The organism is Paraconexibacter sp., assembly GCF_059438195.1.
On the sequence record NZ_JBLKKY010000005.1, the window covers coordinates 110,469 to 124,436 of the forward strand.

Annotated in this window: 9 protein-coding genes and 1 pseudogene; 3 read left to right on the forward strand and 7 right to left on the reverse strand. The window is 71.8% G+C overall.

Going from position 1 to position 13,968, the window contains the following annotated elements:
• Positions 1 to 4 precede the first annotated feature (4 nt).
• Genes glgX through ACME2J_RS03300 form a run of 6 tightly spaced genes read right to left on the reverse strand, consistent with a single transcriptional unit; the run spans position 5 to position 11,007 of the window.
• Complete coding sequence (glgX, locus tag ACME2J_RS03275; protein ID WP_495543443.1) at positions 5 to 2,152, reverse strand: glycogen debranching protein GlgX; 2,148 nt, start codon at positions 2,150 to 2,152, stop codon at positions 5 to 7.
• Complete coding sequence (treZ, locus tag ACME2J_RS03280; RefSeq protein WP_495543444.1) at positions 2,149 to 3,885, reverse strand: malto-oligosyltrehalose trehalohydrolase; 1,737 nt, start codon at positions 3,883 to 3,885, stop codon at positions 2,149 to 2,151. The genes glgX and treZ overlap by 4 nt, the downstream gene beginning before the upstream one ends.
• Positions 3,869 to 6,130 carry a 1,4-alpha-glucan branching protein GlgB gene (glgB, locus tag ACME2J_RS03285; protein WP_495543445.1) on the reverse strand — a complete coding sequence of 754 codons (2,262 nt, stop codon included), beginning with the start codon at positions 6,128 to 6,130 and terminating at the stop codon, positions 3,869 to 3,871. The genes treZ and glgB overlap by 17 nt, the downstream gene beginning before the upstream one ends.
• Positions 6,127 to 7,389, reverse strand: coding sequence for a maltokinase N-terminal cap-like domain-containing protein (locus ACME2J_RS03290; protein ID WP_495543446.1), 1,263 nt, complete (start codon positions 7,387 to 7,389; stop codon positions 6,127 to 6,129). The genes glgB and ACME2J_RS03290 overlap by 4 nt, the downstream gene beginning before the upstream one ends.
• Positions 7,376 to 9,073 (reverse strand): maltose alpha-D-glucosyltransferase, encoded by a 1,698-nt coding sequence (gene treS / locus ACME2J_RS03295; RefSeq protein ID WP_495543447.1) that lies wholly within the window; start codon positions 9,071 to 9,073, stop codon positions 7,376 to 7,378. The genes ACME2J_RS03290 and treS overlap by 14 nt, the downstream gene beginning before the upstream one ends.
• Positions 9,070 to 11,007, reverse strand: coding sequence for an alpha-1,4-glucan--maltose-1-phosphate maltosyltransferase (locus ACME2J_RS03300; protein ID WP_495543448.1), 1,938 nt, complete (start codon positions 11,005 to 11,007; stop codon positions 9,070 to 9,072). Before ACME2J_RS03300 ends, treS begins: the two co-directional genes overlap by 4 nt.
• A gap of 62 nt (positions 11,008 to 11,069) precedes the next feature.
• On the opposite strand from ACME2J_RS03300, the gene ACME2J_RS03305 reads away from it, so the two are divergent.
• The 3 genes from ACME2J_RS03305 to ACME2J_RS03315 are packed head-to-tail and all read left to right on the forward strand — an operon-like array spanning position 11,070 to position 13,425.
• The gene (locus ACME2J_RS03305) at positions 11,070 to 12,272 is read left to right on the forward strand and encodes a 4-alpha-glucanotransferase (protein ID WP_495543449.1); all 1,203 of its coding nucleotides are present in this window, start codon (positions 11,070 to 11,072) and stop codon (positions 12,270 to 12,272) included.
• A complete protein-coding gene (locus tag ACME2J_RS03310; protein ID WP_495543450.1) occupies positions 12,269 to 12,967 on the forward strand; it encodes an SGNH/GDSL hydrolase family protein in 699 nt (232 codons plus the stop codon). Before ACME2J_RS03305 ends, ACME2J_RS03310 begins: the two co-directional genes overlap by 4 nt.
• A complete protein-coding gene (locus ACME2J_RS03315) occupies positions 12,964 to 13,425 on the forward strand; it encodes a hypothetical protein (RefSeq protein WP_495543451.1) in 462 nt (153 codons plus the stop codon). Before ACME2J_RS03310 ends, ACME2J_RS03315 begins: the two co-directional genes overlap by 4 nt.
• Positions 13,426 to 13,464: 39 nt before the next feature.
• Here the strand turns inward: ACME2J_RS03315 and ACME2J_RS03320 are convergent.
• Positions 13,465 to 13,968, reverse strand: a pseudogene (locus tag ACME2J_RS03320) (hypothetical protein); the annotation flags it as partial.

The following is a 13,968-nucleotide window of genomic DNA, read 5'->3' on the forward strand; positions in this document are numbered from 1 at the left end:
CGGCTCACTTCTCCGGCGCGACCCGCCGCAGCACCGTCATCGACCGCGACGTCACCTCGAGCGAGCGGCGTGCGTCGACGGTGTAGGCACCGGCCTCCGCCTCGGGCTCGGCGGTCGAGAGCTCGAGCGCCCACGTCGAGCCGTAGCGGCGCCCCGGGAGCGTGAAGGTGACGTCCTCGTGGTGCGCGTTGACGAGGATGAGGAACGAGTCGTCGATGATGCGCTCGCCGCGGTGGCCCCGGTACGGGAACTCGCGGCCGTTGAGGAAGAGGCCGATGACGTGCCCGCCGGCCTCCCAGTTGCGGTGCGTCATCCGGCGGCCGTCGGTGCGGAACCACCACGCGTCGGGCGGCCCGGTCCCCGCCGCCGAGCTCGTCTCGCCGGAGAGGAAGTGGCGGCGGCGGAAGACGGGGTGATTGCGGCGCAGCGCGATGACGCGCTTCGTGAAGCCGTGCATCCGGCGCCCCGGCTCGTCGATGTCCCAGTCGAACCAGGAGATCTCGTTGTCCTGACACCAGGCGTTGTTGTTGCCGCCCTGCGAGCGCGAGAACTCGTCGCCGCCGAGGATCATCGGGACGCCCTGGGAGAGGAGGAGCGTCGTCATCATGTTGCGCTGCTGGCGCTCGCGCAGCTCGCGGATCTCCGGATCGTCCGTCGGACCCTCGACGCCGTGGTTCCACGACCGGTTGTCGTCGGTGCCGTCCTGGCCTCCCTCGAGGTTCGCCTCGTTGTGCTTCTCGTTGTAGGAGACGAGGTCGGCGAGCGTGAAGCCGTCGTGCGCGGTGATGAAGTTGATCGAGGCGAACGGCTCGCGCCCCTCCTCCTGGTAGAGGTCGCTCGAGCCGGTGAGCCGGCTCGCGAACTCGCCGACGCCGGCCTCGCCACGCCAGAAGTCGCGCATCGTGTCGCGGTACATCCCGTTCCACTCGGTCCACAGGACCGGGAAGTTGCCGACCTGGTACCCGCCCGGACCGACGTCCCACGGCTCGGCGATGAGCTTCACCTGGGAGAGGATCGGGTCCTGGTGGATCGTGTCGAAGAACGCGCTCAGCCGGTCGACGTCGTAGAGCTCGCGCGCGAGGGCGCTCGCGAGGTCGAAGCGGAAGCCGTCGACGTGGCACTCGATGACCCAGTAGCGCAGCGAGTCCATGATGAGCCGCAGGACGCTCGGGTGGACGACGTTGAGGCTGTTGCCCGTCCCCGTGAAGTCCATGTAGAACCGCGGGTCGTCGGGCATGAGCCGGTAGTACGAGGCGTTGTCGACCCCGCGGAACGACAGCATCGGCCCGAGGTGGTTCCCCTCTGCCGTGTGGTTGTAGACGACGTCGAGGATCACCTCGATCCCCTCCTTGTGGAGGGCCTTCACCATCCCCTTGAACTCGCGCACCTGCTCCCCCGTCGAGCCGGTCGCCGCGTAGTCGGCGTGCGGCGCGAGGTAGCCGATCGAGCTGTACCCCCAGTAGTTGCTGAGGCCCTTCTCCGCGAGGAAGTGCTCGTCGGCGATGTGGTGGACCGGCAGGAGCTCGACCGCCGTCACGCCGAGGTCCTTGAAGTACGCGATCGCCGCCTCGGATGCGAGGCCGCCGAACGTGCCGCGGAGGTCCTCGCGGACGTCCTCGTGCTGCCGCGTGAAGCCCTTCACGTGCGTCTCGTAGATGACGGTGTCGCTCCACCGGTGACCGAGGAGGCGGTCGCCCTCCCAGTCGAAGTCGGTGCTGACGACGAGGCACTTCGGGATCGCGTCGGCGTCGTCCTCGTCGTCGGGCTCGAGGTCGGCGACGTCGGTCTCGTCGGGGACGTAGGGCAGGACGCTCGCCCTCTCCCACTGGATCTCGCCCTCGATCGCCTTCGCGTAGGGGTCGATGAGGAGCTTGGTCGGGTTGAACCGGTGGCCCTCCTCGGGGTCGTAGGGCCCGTAGACGCGGTAGCCGTAGCGCTGGCCGGGACCCACCCCGGGCAGGTAGCAGTGCCAGTTGTACGCCGTGCGCTCGACGACCTCGATCCGCGTCTCGACGTCGCCCGAGTCGAAGAGGCAGAGCTCGACGCGCTCGGCGTTCTCGCTGAAGATCGAGAAGTTCGTCCCCTCGCCGTCCCAGGTCGGGCCGAGCGGGAACGGGCGTCCCGGCCACACCTCGTGCTCGCGCAGGCTCACCGGACGAGCGCCCCCGTGCGCGGGCCGAGCACGACCTTGTCCTCGCGCACCGTCGCCTCGCCGGTCGCGATGACGATCTCGCGCCGGTCGCCGGCCGGCACCGCGCGCTCGTCCCCGGCGAAGTTGCAGCAGAGGCGGTGGTCGCCCCGGTCGACGGCGAGCCAGCGCGCATGCTCGTCGTGGACCGTGCGGACCTCGTCGCCGGGGAGCGTCCGGCGCACGCGCAGCAGCTCCGCGTAGAGCGCGGCGAGCGGCTCGTCGCGGACGCGGCTCAGCTTCGAGCGCTCGAACGTCGTCGCGGCCTGCGGGTCGGGGACCTCCTCCTCGGAGAACTCCGCGAACGCGGCGAACTCGCGGCGACGGCCGTCGCGTGTCGCGACCGCGATCTTCTCGTCGATGTGGTCGGAGAAGAACTGGAAGGGGGCGTCCTCGCCGTACTCCTCGCCCATGAAGAGCATCGGGACGAACGGCGACAGGAGGACGCAGAACGCCGCGAGCGGGCGCGCCTCGCGTGGGAGCCGGTCGCCGAACGCGCGGTTGCCCACCTGGTCGTGGTTCTGGCCGAAGACGACGAACTGCCGGGGTGGACGGTCGTCCGCCGGCGCGCCGTACCGGCGCTTGCGGAACGGCGAGTACGTCCCGTCGTGCACGAACGGCCGCCGGAACGCCTTCGCGAGGTCGCCGACCGTCCCGAAGTCCGCGTAGTAGCCGTCGCGGTCCCCGGTGAGGAGGACGCGGAGCGCGTGGTGGAAGTCGTCGGCCCACTGCGCGTCGTGCCCGTTCCCGCCGCTGCCGACGGGCCGGATGACGCGCGGGTCGTTGAGCCCCGACTCGGCGATGACGAGGGCGCCGGGGCGCGCGGCGTGGACCCGCTCGGCGACCGCGGTGAGGATCGGGTGCGCGCTCTGGTCGAAGATCGCGTGGATGGCGTCGAGCCGCAGGCCGTCGACGTGGAAGTCGCGGGCCCAGCCCTCGGCGGACTGCAGCACCCACTCCCGCACCGGCCCGGAGTGCTCGTCGTCGTAGTTGATCGCCTTGCCCCAGAACGTCTCGTAGCGCTCCGTGAAGTAGGGCCCGAACGCCTCGAGCGCCTTCACGCCCGACGCGCCGACGTGGTTGTAGACGACGTCGAGGACGACGGCGAGACCGCAGGCGTGGGCGGCGTCGACGAGCCGCTGGAACGCCTCGGGCCCGCCGTAGCTCGACTGGGCGGCGCTGAGGTAGACGCCGTCGTAGCCCCAGCCGCGCTCACCGGGGAACTCGGCGACCGGCATCACCTCGATCGCGGTGACGCCGAGCTCCGCGAGACCGGCGAGGTGGGGGATCGCGGCGTCGAACGTCCCCTCCTCGGTGAACGTCCCGACGTGGAGCTCGTAGACGACGAGGTCCTCGAGCGCGGGTGGCGAGAAGCCGGCGTCCGTCCACGTGAACGTGCGCGGGTCGACGATCCGCGACGGACCGCGCAGACCCTCCGGCTGGTCGCGCGTCGCGGGATCCGGCAGCTCCGGCCCGTCCGGCTCGAGGACGAACGCGTAATCGTCCCCGTGCCGCGCCGGCACGCGGCCCTCGTGGATGCCGAGCCCGACGTCCTCGAGGAGGTGCTCGCGGTCGCCGACCCGGACGCGGACCTCGTCCCGGTCGCGCGCCCAGACCCGGAACTCGACCGTGTCCTCGTCGACGGGGGTCGCCCCGAGGTGGCGCTCCCAGGGGAGCTCGTCAGCGGCGTCGTGCACGGGCGGAAGCTACCCGGGACCCGGGCGCGGGAACCTTCGCCGCCTCCGGAGTCGCCGTCGGCGTGCTGCGGGACGCGCGGTCGGGCACGAGCCAGACGACGCCGAGCGGGGGGAGGGTCATGTCCGTGGAGAACGGCTGACCGTGCCAGCCGGGGCCGTCGGCGACGACCTCTCCGAAGTTGCCGGTGTCGGTGCCGCCGTAGAGGGAGGAGTCCGTGTTGAGCACCTCCCGCCAGCGCCCGGCGTGAGGGAGCCCGAGCCGGTAGCCCTCGCGCGGGACCGGCGAGAGGTTCGCGACGCAGACGAGCACGTCGCTCTCGGGGTCCTCGCCGGCGCGGGCGAAGGCGACGACGTTGTGGTCGGCGTCGTTGGGCTCGATCCACCAGAAGCCGCGGCCGTCGAAGTCGACCTCGTAGAGGGCCGGCGTCGACGTCAGCGTCGCGTTGAGGTCGCGGACGAGCGCCTGGACGCCCGAGTTCTCCCCGGAGCCGAGGAGGTGCCAGTCGAGCGAGCGGTCGTGGCTCCACTCCTGCTCCTGCGCGAGCTCCTGCCCCATGAACAGGAGCTTCTTGCCCGGATGCGCCCACATGAAGGCGTAGAGGGATCGCAGGTTCGCGAGCTTCTGCCACCGGTCGCCCGGCATCTTCGTGAGGAGCGAGCCCTTGCCGTGGACGACCTCGTCGTGCGAGAGCGGGAGGATGAAGTTCTCGGTGAAGGCGTAGACGAGCGAGAACGTCAGCTCGTGGTGGTGGTAGCGCCGGTGCACCGGGTCCTGCTGGAAGTACCCGAGGGTGTCGTGCATCCAGCCCATGTTCCACTTGAAGCCGAAGCCGAGCCCGCCGAGGTAGGTCGGCCGGGAGACGCCCGGCCACGCCGTCGACTCCTCGGCGGCGCTCACGACCCCGGGGAACTCGCGGTGGAGGACCTCGTTGAGCTCCTTGAGGAACGCCACCGCCTCGAGCTCCTCGCGGCCGCCGAACTCGTTGGGCACCCACTGGCCCTCCTCGCGTGAGTAGTCGAGGTAGAGCATCGAGGCGACCGCGTCCACGCGGATGCCGTCGACGTGGTACTCGCGCGCCCAGAACAGCGCGTTGGCGATGAGGAAGTTGCGGACCTCGTTGCGCCCGAAGTTGAAGACGAGCGTGCCCCAGTCGGGGTGCTCCCCGCGGCGCGGGTCGTCGTGCTCGTAGAGCGCCGTCCCGTCGAACCGCGCGAGCGCCCACGCGTCGCGCGGGAAGTGCGCCGGCACCCAGTCGAGGATGACCCCGATGCCGTGCTGGTGCAGCCGGTCGATGAAGGCCTTCAGGTCGTCCGGGGAGCCGAACCGCGGTGTCGGGGCGTAGTACGACGTCACCTGGTAGCCCCACGAGCCGGGGAAGGGGTGCGCCATCACCGGCAGCAGCTCCACGTGCGTGAACCCGAGGTCGCTCACGTAGGCGGCGAGCTCGTCCGCGAGCTCGAGATAGGTGAGCGAGCGGTCGTCCTCGAGCGGGTTGCGCCGCCACGACCCGAGGTGGACCTCGTAGATCGACATCGGCCGGTCCATCGCCGCCGAGCTCTCGCGTGCCGCCAGGAAATCCGCGTCCTTCCACTCGTACGTCGAGCGGTGGACGACCGAGCTCGTCTGCGGCGGCATCTCGGTCTCGAACGCGAAGGGGTCCGCCTTGAGCGTGAGCTCGCCGGACTGCGTGCGGATCTCGTACTTGTAGATCGTCCCCTCGGCGACGCCGGGGACGAAGAGCTCCCAGACGCCGGACGCGCCGAGCGCGCGCATCGGGTGGTGCCGGCCGTCCCAGTGGTTGAAGTCGCCGACGACGCTCACCGAGCGCGCGGCCGGCGCCCACACGGCGAACGACGTCCCGCGGACGCCGTCGAGCTCGCGGACGTGCGCCCCGAGCTTCTCCCACAGCCGCTCGTGGCGGCCCTCGCTGAACAGGTGCTCGTCGACGTCGCTCAGCGTCGGGGCGAAGCGGTACGGGTCGGCGGTCCGGTGCGTGTTGCCGTCGGGGAACCGGAACTCGATCTCGTAGTCGTAGGGGAGCTCGACGTCGCGGACGTCCCCCTCGAACACGCCGCCCGGATGCACCCGCTCGAGCGCGAGGTCCGCCGGGTGCACGACGACGGACTCGGCCACCGGGTGGAAGACGCGGATCCGCACGCCTCCGGCGATCGGGTGCGCGCCGAGCACGGAGTGCGGGTCGTGGTGGTCGCGTGCCGCGAGCCGGTCGAGATCCGCCATCGTCATGAGATGACCTCCGTGTCGAGGAGCCGCGCGATCCCGGCGACGGGAATCGCGACCCAGTCGGGCCGGTTGTTCAGCTCGTACTCGAGCTCGTAGACCGCCTTCTCGAGCTCGAAGATCGCGAGGAGCTTCGTGATCGCGGCGTCGCCGGCCGGCAGGAGCGTCGGCTCGACGGCCTCGAAGTAGGCGTCGAGGAACGCGCTGCGGGCCCGCTCCTCCCAGTCCTCCTCGGTCGGGACTCCGCGGAGGATCCTCGCGGCCGAGGCGGCGTAGGCGAAGGAGCGCAGCATCCCGGCGACGTCGCGCAGCGGCGAGCGCTTGCGGCGTCGCTCGAGGAGGGTCCGGGCGGGCTCGCCCTCGAAGTCGAGGATGATCCAGCCCGCGTCGCGCAGCATGGTCTGCCCGAGGTGGTAGTCGCCGTGGTGGCGGATGAGCCGCCCGCCGACGCCGACGTGCGACATGAGCTGCAGCCGGTCGCGCACCTCCTCGCCGCGGCCCGCGATCGGCCCGAGCGCCTGGTCGTCGGGGAGATCGAGGAAGACGCGCTCGATCTGCTCGTCGATCGTCGCGGTGAGGAGCGCGAGCGCCTCGACGCTCGGCTCCTCGGGCTCGAACGCGGCGTCGGTGTTGTCGGACGCGAGGATCGTGTGCATGCGCCCCGTCGCCGCGCCGAGCTCCGGGAGCCGGGTGAGGAGTCCCTTCGGGTCGTCGAGCGCGAGCTCCCAGCCGTCGCGCGCCTCCCCGATGAACCGCTGCGCGATCCCCATCGTCGCGCTCATGAGCTCGCCGTCGTACTCGTACCAGCCGGTGAGCGTGGCGATGTTCTCGAAGTCGCGCTCCGAGAGGAACCGGAGCATCTCGAGCTCGGGGTTGATCCCCGGCTCGATGCGGCGGAAGACCTTGAGCACCTGCTGCTCTCCGAAGACGAACGACGAGTTCGACTGCTCCGCGCCCATCGGTCGCATCTCGCCGGTGAGCTCCCGGCCGCCGTGGAAGGCCACGGGGCCGACGGTCGCCTCCTCGGCGAAGAGCCGCGTGAGCGCGTGCACGCCGTCCGGCTCGCCCGGGAGCACCTGGTAGAGCTCGTGCGTCCCCGCCTCGAAGCGCGCCTCGACGATGACGAGCTCGAGGAGCGGGTCGTCGCTGAGCGCGATGCGCTCGAGGACGTTGACGCTCATGACGTCGCGCGCCTTGGACGCGAACCAGCGCTGCGTCGTGAGCCACTCCTCGAGCGGGTCGGTCGTCCGGTCAGGAAGGCTCATCGTGGACCTCCTCGAGGCGGAACCAGAAGAAGCCGCGGGGGGCGAGCGTGAGGAGATACGGCAGCTCGCCGATCTGCGGGAAGCGCGTCCGGCCGAACAGCTCGACCGGCGCACGGCCCGCGAAGCGGCTGAGGTCGAGCTCGACCGCCTGGGCGGAGCGCCCGACGTTGTGGACGCAGAGGACCGTGTCGTCCTCGTACTCGCGGATGCAGGCGAAGATCTTCGGGTTCGACGGGGTGAGCGTCTCGAAGCTCCCGAGCCCGAAGACGGGATGCTCCTTGCGCAGCGCGATGAAGCGGCGCAGCCAGCGCAGGAGCGAGCTCGCCGTCCGCAGCTGGGCCTCGACGTTCACGGCCTGGTAGCCGTAGACGGGGTCCATGAGCGGCGGCGCGTAGAGCTGCGCGAAGTCCGCGCGGCTGAAGCCGCCGTTGCGGTCTCCCGTCCACTGCATCGGGGTGCGGACGCCGTCGCGGTCGCCGAGGTAGACGTTGTCGCCCATCGCGATCTCGTCCCCGTAGTAGAGGACCGGGGACCCCGGCAGGCTGAAGAGGATCGCGTGCAGCAGCTCGATCTCGTCGCGGCCGTTGTCCATGAGCGGCGCGAGGCGGCGGCGGATCCCGACGTTGAGCTTCATGCGCGGGTCCTTCGCGTACTCCGCGTACATGTAGTCGCGCTCCTCGTCGGTGACCATCTCGAGCGTGAGCTCGTCGTGGTTGCGCAGGAAGAGGCCCCACTGGCAGTTGTCGGGGATCGCGGGCGTCTGGGAGAGGATCTCGGTGATCGGCGTCGCCTCCTCGCGCCGCAGCGCCATGAACATGCGCGGCATGACGGGGAAGTGGAACGCCATGTGGCACTCGTCGCCGTCGCCGAAGTACTCGACGACGTCCTCGGGCCACTGGTTCGCCTCGGCGAGGAGGACGCGGTCCGGGTACTCGCGGTCGACGGTCGCGCGGACCTCCTTGAGGAACTCGTGCGTCTCGGAGAGGTTCTCGCAGTTCGTCCCGTGGCGCTCGTAGAGGTAGGGGACGGCGTCGAGCCGGAAGCCGTCGAGTCCGGCGTCGAGCCAGAAGCGCAGGACGTCGAGCATCGCCTCGCGGACCTCGGGGTTGTCGTAGTTGAGGTCCGGCTGGTGGTGGAAGAAGCGGTGCCAGTAGTAGGCGCCGGCCTGCTCGTCCCACGTCCAGTTCGAGGTCTCGGTGTCGACGAAGATGATCCGCGCGTCGGAGTAGAGCGTCGGGTCGTCGGACCACACGTACCAGTCGCGCTTCGGGCTGTCGGGGCTCGAGCGCGCCTCCTGGAACCAGTCGTGGTCGCTCGAGGTGTGGTTCATGACGAGGTCGGCGATGACCCGCATCCCGCGCTCGTGGGCGGCCTCGATGAAGGCGCGGACGTCGTCCATCGTCCCGTAGTCGGGATGGACGCCGTAGAAGTCGGCGATGTCGTAGCCGCCGTCGCGCAGCGGCGACGGGTACATGGGGAGGAGCCAGAGGCAGTCGACCCCGAGCCACTGGAGGTAGTCGAGCTTCTCGCTGAGCCCGCGGAAGTCGCCGTTCCCGTCACCCGTGCCGTCGAAGAAGCCGCGGAGGTGGATCTCGTAGAAGAGCGCGGTCTTGAACCACAGGGGGTCGGACTCGAACCAGGTCTGATGCGTGCTCACGCGGTCGGGGTCGTGCTGCGTGCTCAAGCGCTCACCTCCAGGATGTGGGCGACGCGCAGCGGTCCCAGCCGGACGAAGTTGCGGCCCATCCGCCAGTCGAACGTCTCGCCCGCGAGGAGGTCGCGGACGGTGAAGACCGGCGGGAGGCCGAGCTCGTAGGGGACGACGACGACACCCTCTTGCGCGTCGAAGGGATCGAGGGTGACGACCGTGATGACGGCGCTCGACCCGCTCCGCTTCGCGTAGGCGACGAGCGCGTCGTTCTCCGTGTGCAGGAAGTGCGTGTCGGCGAGCTGCTGGAGCGCGGGGTGGGCCCGGCGGATCTCGTTGAGCTGCTTGACGAGCGGGAGCAGCGGCCCGTCGAGCGCGCGCTCCTTGATCTCGTACTTCTCCGAGTCGAGGTACTCCTCGCTGCCCGTGCGCACGGGCGTGCCCTCGAAGTGCTCGTAGCCCGAGTAGATGCCGTAGGTGGGGCTGAGCGTCGCGCCGAGGACGAGCCGGCTCGCGAACTTCGACGCCCCGCCGTGCTGCAGCTCCTCGGTGAGGATGTCCGGCGTGTTGACGAAGAAGTTCGGCCGGTAGTAGTCCTGCATGCCGCTCGTCGCGAGCTCGGTGACGTACTCGGTGAGCTCGTGGCGCGAGCTCTTCCAGGTGAAGTACGTGTAGGACTGGTTGAAGCCGATCCGCGCGAGCTGTCGCATCATCGCGGCGCGCGTGAAGGCCTCGGCGAGGAAGACGACGTCGGGGTGGACGGCCCGGATCTCCTTGATGAGCCACTCCCAGAAGGGGATCGGCTTCGTATGCGGGTTGTCGACGCGGAAGACCTTCACGCCGCGGTCGGCCCAGAAGCGCACGACGTCCCGCAGCGCCTCCCACAAACCGCGCCAGTCGTCGCAGTCCCAGTTGACGTTGTAGATGTCCTGGTACTTCTTGGGCGGGTTCTCCGCGTATTTCAGCGTCCCGTCCGGTCGGTGGTTGAACCACTCCGGATGCTCGGTGAGCCAGGGGTGGTCGGCCGAGCACTGGATCGCGAAGTCGAGGGCGATGTCGATGCCGTGGGCGGCCGCGGTCTCGACGAGCAGGTCGAAGTCCTCGAAGGTGCCGAGCTCCGGGTGGATCGCGGTGTGCCCGCCGTGCTCGTCGCCGATGGCCCACGGGGAGCCCGGGTCGCCCGGCCCCGCGACGAGCGCGTTGTTGCGGCCCTTGCGGTTCGTGTGGCCGATCGGGTGGATCGGCGGGAGGTAGAGGACGTCGAACCCGAGGTCGGCGAGCGCGGGGATCTGCGACGCGACGCCGCGCAGGCCGCCCCACGAGCGCGGGAAGAGCTCGTACCACGACCCGAAGCGCGCCCGCTCGCGATCGACGTCGACGCAGAGCGGCTTCTCGAGCGTCGAGGACCGCGACCTGTCCGGATGGCGGGCGACGACGTCGAGGAGCCCCGGGTCGAGCGCCGCCTCGTGCTTGGCGTCGTCGCCGAGGTCGTCGTCGCGAAGCGTCGCGACCGCCTCCTCGATGAGCTGACGGTCCTCGCCGTCGGCGCGGCCGGCGGCCTCCTCGAGGAGGAGCGCGCCCTCGAGGACCTCGCTCGAGAGGTCGGGCTCGCCGGCGTCGACCTTGCGGCGCAGCTCGCCGCGCCACGTCGCGAAGGCGTCGGTCCACGCCTCGACCGTCCACGTCCAGCGCCCGAGCTGGTCGACCGGGAACTCGCCCGCCCAGTGGTCGCCGTCGACGTGGGCGTCCGTGCGGTGCATCGGGCTCTCGCGCCACGCCCGCTTCCCGGGCGCGCGGCACTTCGCGACGGCGCGCACGACGTCGTGGCCGTCCGTGAAGATCTCCGCCCCGACGACGACGCTCTCGCCGACGGTCCGCTTCGCCGGATACCGTCCGCCGCCGATGCGCGGCGTCGGATCGACGATCTGGATCCGCGGCGGGGGCGGTTCGGGGGAGGGGGAACCGGGCATCCCCTTCACTCTGTCCGTTTCGCGGAGGATGTAACCGTCTGTTTTGTGAACGCGCCTCAGGAGTGCAGCTCCACCCGACGAGCCTTCCGGGCGGGACGCTCGGTGACGAGGCGTTCCGCTTCATCGACTGGCTCGCCGAGGCGGGGCAGTCGTGGTGGCAGATGCTGCCGCTCGGCCCACCCGACCGGGCGGGCTCCCCGTACAAGTCGAAGTCGGCGTTCGCGGCGTGGCGCGGCCTGCTCGCCGAGCCGTCCGCGCCGGTCTCCGACGACGAGATCGAGGCGTTCCGCGCTCGTGAAGCGGCCTGGGTCGAGGACTGGGCGGCGGTCGCCGGCGGCCGCCGGGCCATCGCCGACCAGGTCCGGTTCGACCGCGAGTGGAGCGCGCTGCGCGCCTACGCCCGCGACCGGGGCGTCGGGCTCATCGGCGACGTCCCGATCTACGTCGCCCCGGGGAGCGCCGACCACGTCGCGCACCCCGAGATCTTCCGCGAGGGCGAGGTCGCGGGGGCGCCGCCCGACGCCTACAGCGACAAGGGCCAGCTCTGGGGGAACCCCCTCTACGACTGGCCCGCGCTGCAGCGCCGCGGGTACCGCTGGTGGACCGAGCGGATGCGGCGGACGTTCGCGCTCTTCGACATGACGCGCATCGACCACTTCCGGGGATTCGTCGCCTACTGGGCGGTGCCGGAGGGGTCCCCGGACGCCCGGGCGGGGCGCTGGCGCCGCGGTCCCGGCCGCGCGGTGTTCGACGCCGCGCGCGAGGCGCTCGGCGAGCTGCCGGTCATCGCCGAGGACCTCGGCGTCATCACGCCTCCGGTGACGAGGCTGCGCCGCGAGCTCGGGTTCCCCGGGATGGTCGTCCTGCAGTTCGCGTTCGACCCCGACGACCCGCACGGCCCGCACCGTCTCGAGAACCACGAGGCGGACAGCGTCGTCTACACCGGCACGCACGACCACGACACGCTCCGCGGCTGGCTGGGGTCGCTGCCCGACGCGGTCCGCGCCGACATCGACCGGACGGTCGCGGAGGCCGGCGTGCGCGAGGACGAGCCGTGGTGGTCGCTCATCCGCCTCGCCGCCTCGTCCCCCGCCCAGCTGTCGATGGTGCAGGCGCAGGACGTCCTCGGCCTCGGCAGCGAGGCGCGGATGAACATCCCGGGGCGCGCGACCGGGAGCTGGCGGTGGCGCATGGAGCCGGGTGCGCTCACCCCCCGGCTCGCGAAGCGGCTGCGCGCCGTCACCGAGGAGGCGGGCCGCGCGTGAGCGACGTGTGCCGGAAGGGGGTGATCGCCCTCGGCGACAGCATCACGGTCGGGGAGGGCTCGATGCAGCTCGGGGTGACGCCGCTCTCGTGGGCGCAGTGGCTCGCCCGCGCGCTCGACCTCCCCTACACGTCGTACGCGGAGAACGGCGCGACGGCGACGACCGTCCTCCACGTCCAGGTGCCGCGCGTCACGGCGGACTACGACCTGGCGGCGCTCTACGTCGGCGTCAACGACGCCCGCTCGCCGGCGTGGGACGCCGCCGCCTACGAGCGCGATCTCGATGCGATCTGCGCACATCTCGCCGCGCGCGCCACGCGCCTCCTCGTCCTCACGCTCCCGCTCGATCTCGGCCGGCCGACGTGCGCGCCGAAGCCCCGCGAGGCCAACGCGATCGTGCGGCGGGTCGCGGCGGCCCGCGATGCGGGCATCGTCGACCTCGAGGACTTCGGCGGGTGGGTCCGCGTCCTGCCGGACACGGTCCATCCGACCGCGATCGGTCAGCTCGAGATCGCGGACCGCGCGGCGGCGGCGCTCGGAGTGGACGCTCGGCCCTCGGTCGCGGTGCGGGGCGCGAACCCACCCGTGGACGTCCGGTATGCGCCCGCCCACGCGCGCGCCGTCGTACGTGATCGCGTCCGTCGCGTGCGTGAGCGCACGGCGCTCGGCGCCCGGCTCGGCCTCCGAGAGCGATGACGGGCCTCCGGCGTCTTCGGCTCGCCGCGCGCCGGGGCGTCCGCGTCGGGCGCGGCGTCGCCGTCGGGCGCGGGGTCCAGGCAGAGGTCGCGCCCGGCGCCGAGATCGTCCTGCGCGACGGGTGTCGCCTCGGGGCGCGGACACGGCTCGTCGCCGCCGCGGGCTCGCACATCGAGATCGGTGAGGACGCGCGACTCGGCGAGCGCTGCCGGATCGTCGCCCACGCGGGCGTGAGGATCGGGGCGGGCGCGGTCCTCGCCGACGAGGTCGTCGTGGTCGACGTCGAGCAGCTCGGTGACGAGGTCGAGGCTCCGCTCCGGACCCAGCCCGTCGCGGCCTCCGCGATCGTCATCGGCGAGGGCGCCCGCCTCAGCGTCGGCGCGAAGCTCCTCCCCGGCGCGCGGATCGCGCCCGGTGCGACCGTCCCTCCGCACGCCGTCGTCACCTCCACCCCGTGAGTGTCGATTCACCCCCGTTCTCGGGGTGTGGATCGACACTCACCGCTCGAGCACGCGGAAGATGCGGCGCTGCGCCGGCCCGTGCGGCGCGCCGTCGCCCGCGCGGGCGCGCAGGACGAGCCGGTAGCGGCCCGGGGACAGCGTCCGGTTGCCGATCCGGCCGCTGAAGCGCAGGGAGGACGTCCCCTTGCCGAGGTCGCGCTCGATCGCGCCGCGGACGGCGACCCACCGCGTGCAGCGCCGGCCCGCCGTCGTCCCCTTGCGCGGCGTGCGGCACCGGCCGTCGATCCGCCGGCCGGGCTTCGCCTTCTCCACCCGCAGGCGCAGCGTGCCCTCGTCCGAGAGCCGCACGGTGACGCGCGTGCCCCGGCCGTCGCCGGACCCGGGGCGGAACCGCGTCGGGCGCAGTCGCGCCGACTCGATCTCGGGCGGGTCGGCGGGGGTGGCCGCGGGCGCGGGCGGCGCGGGCGCGGGCGGCGGGGGCGGCGCGGGGATCGCCTCGACCGCGCCGATGTCGCACGCCGCGCCCTGCGGGCGGGGGAC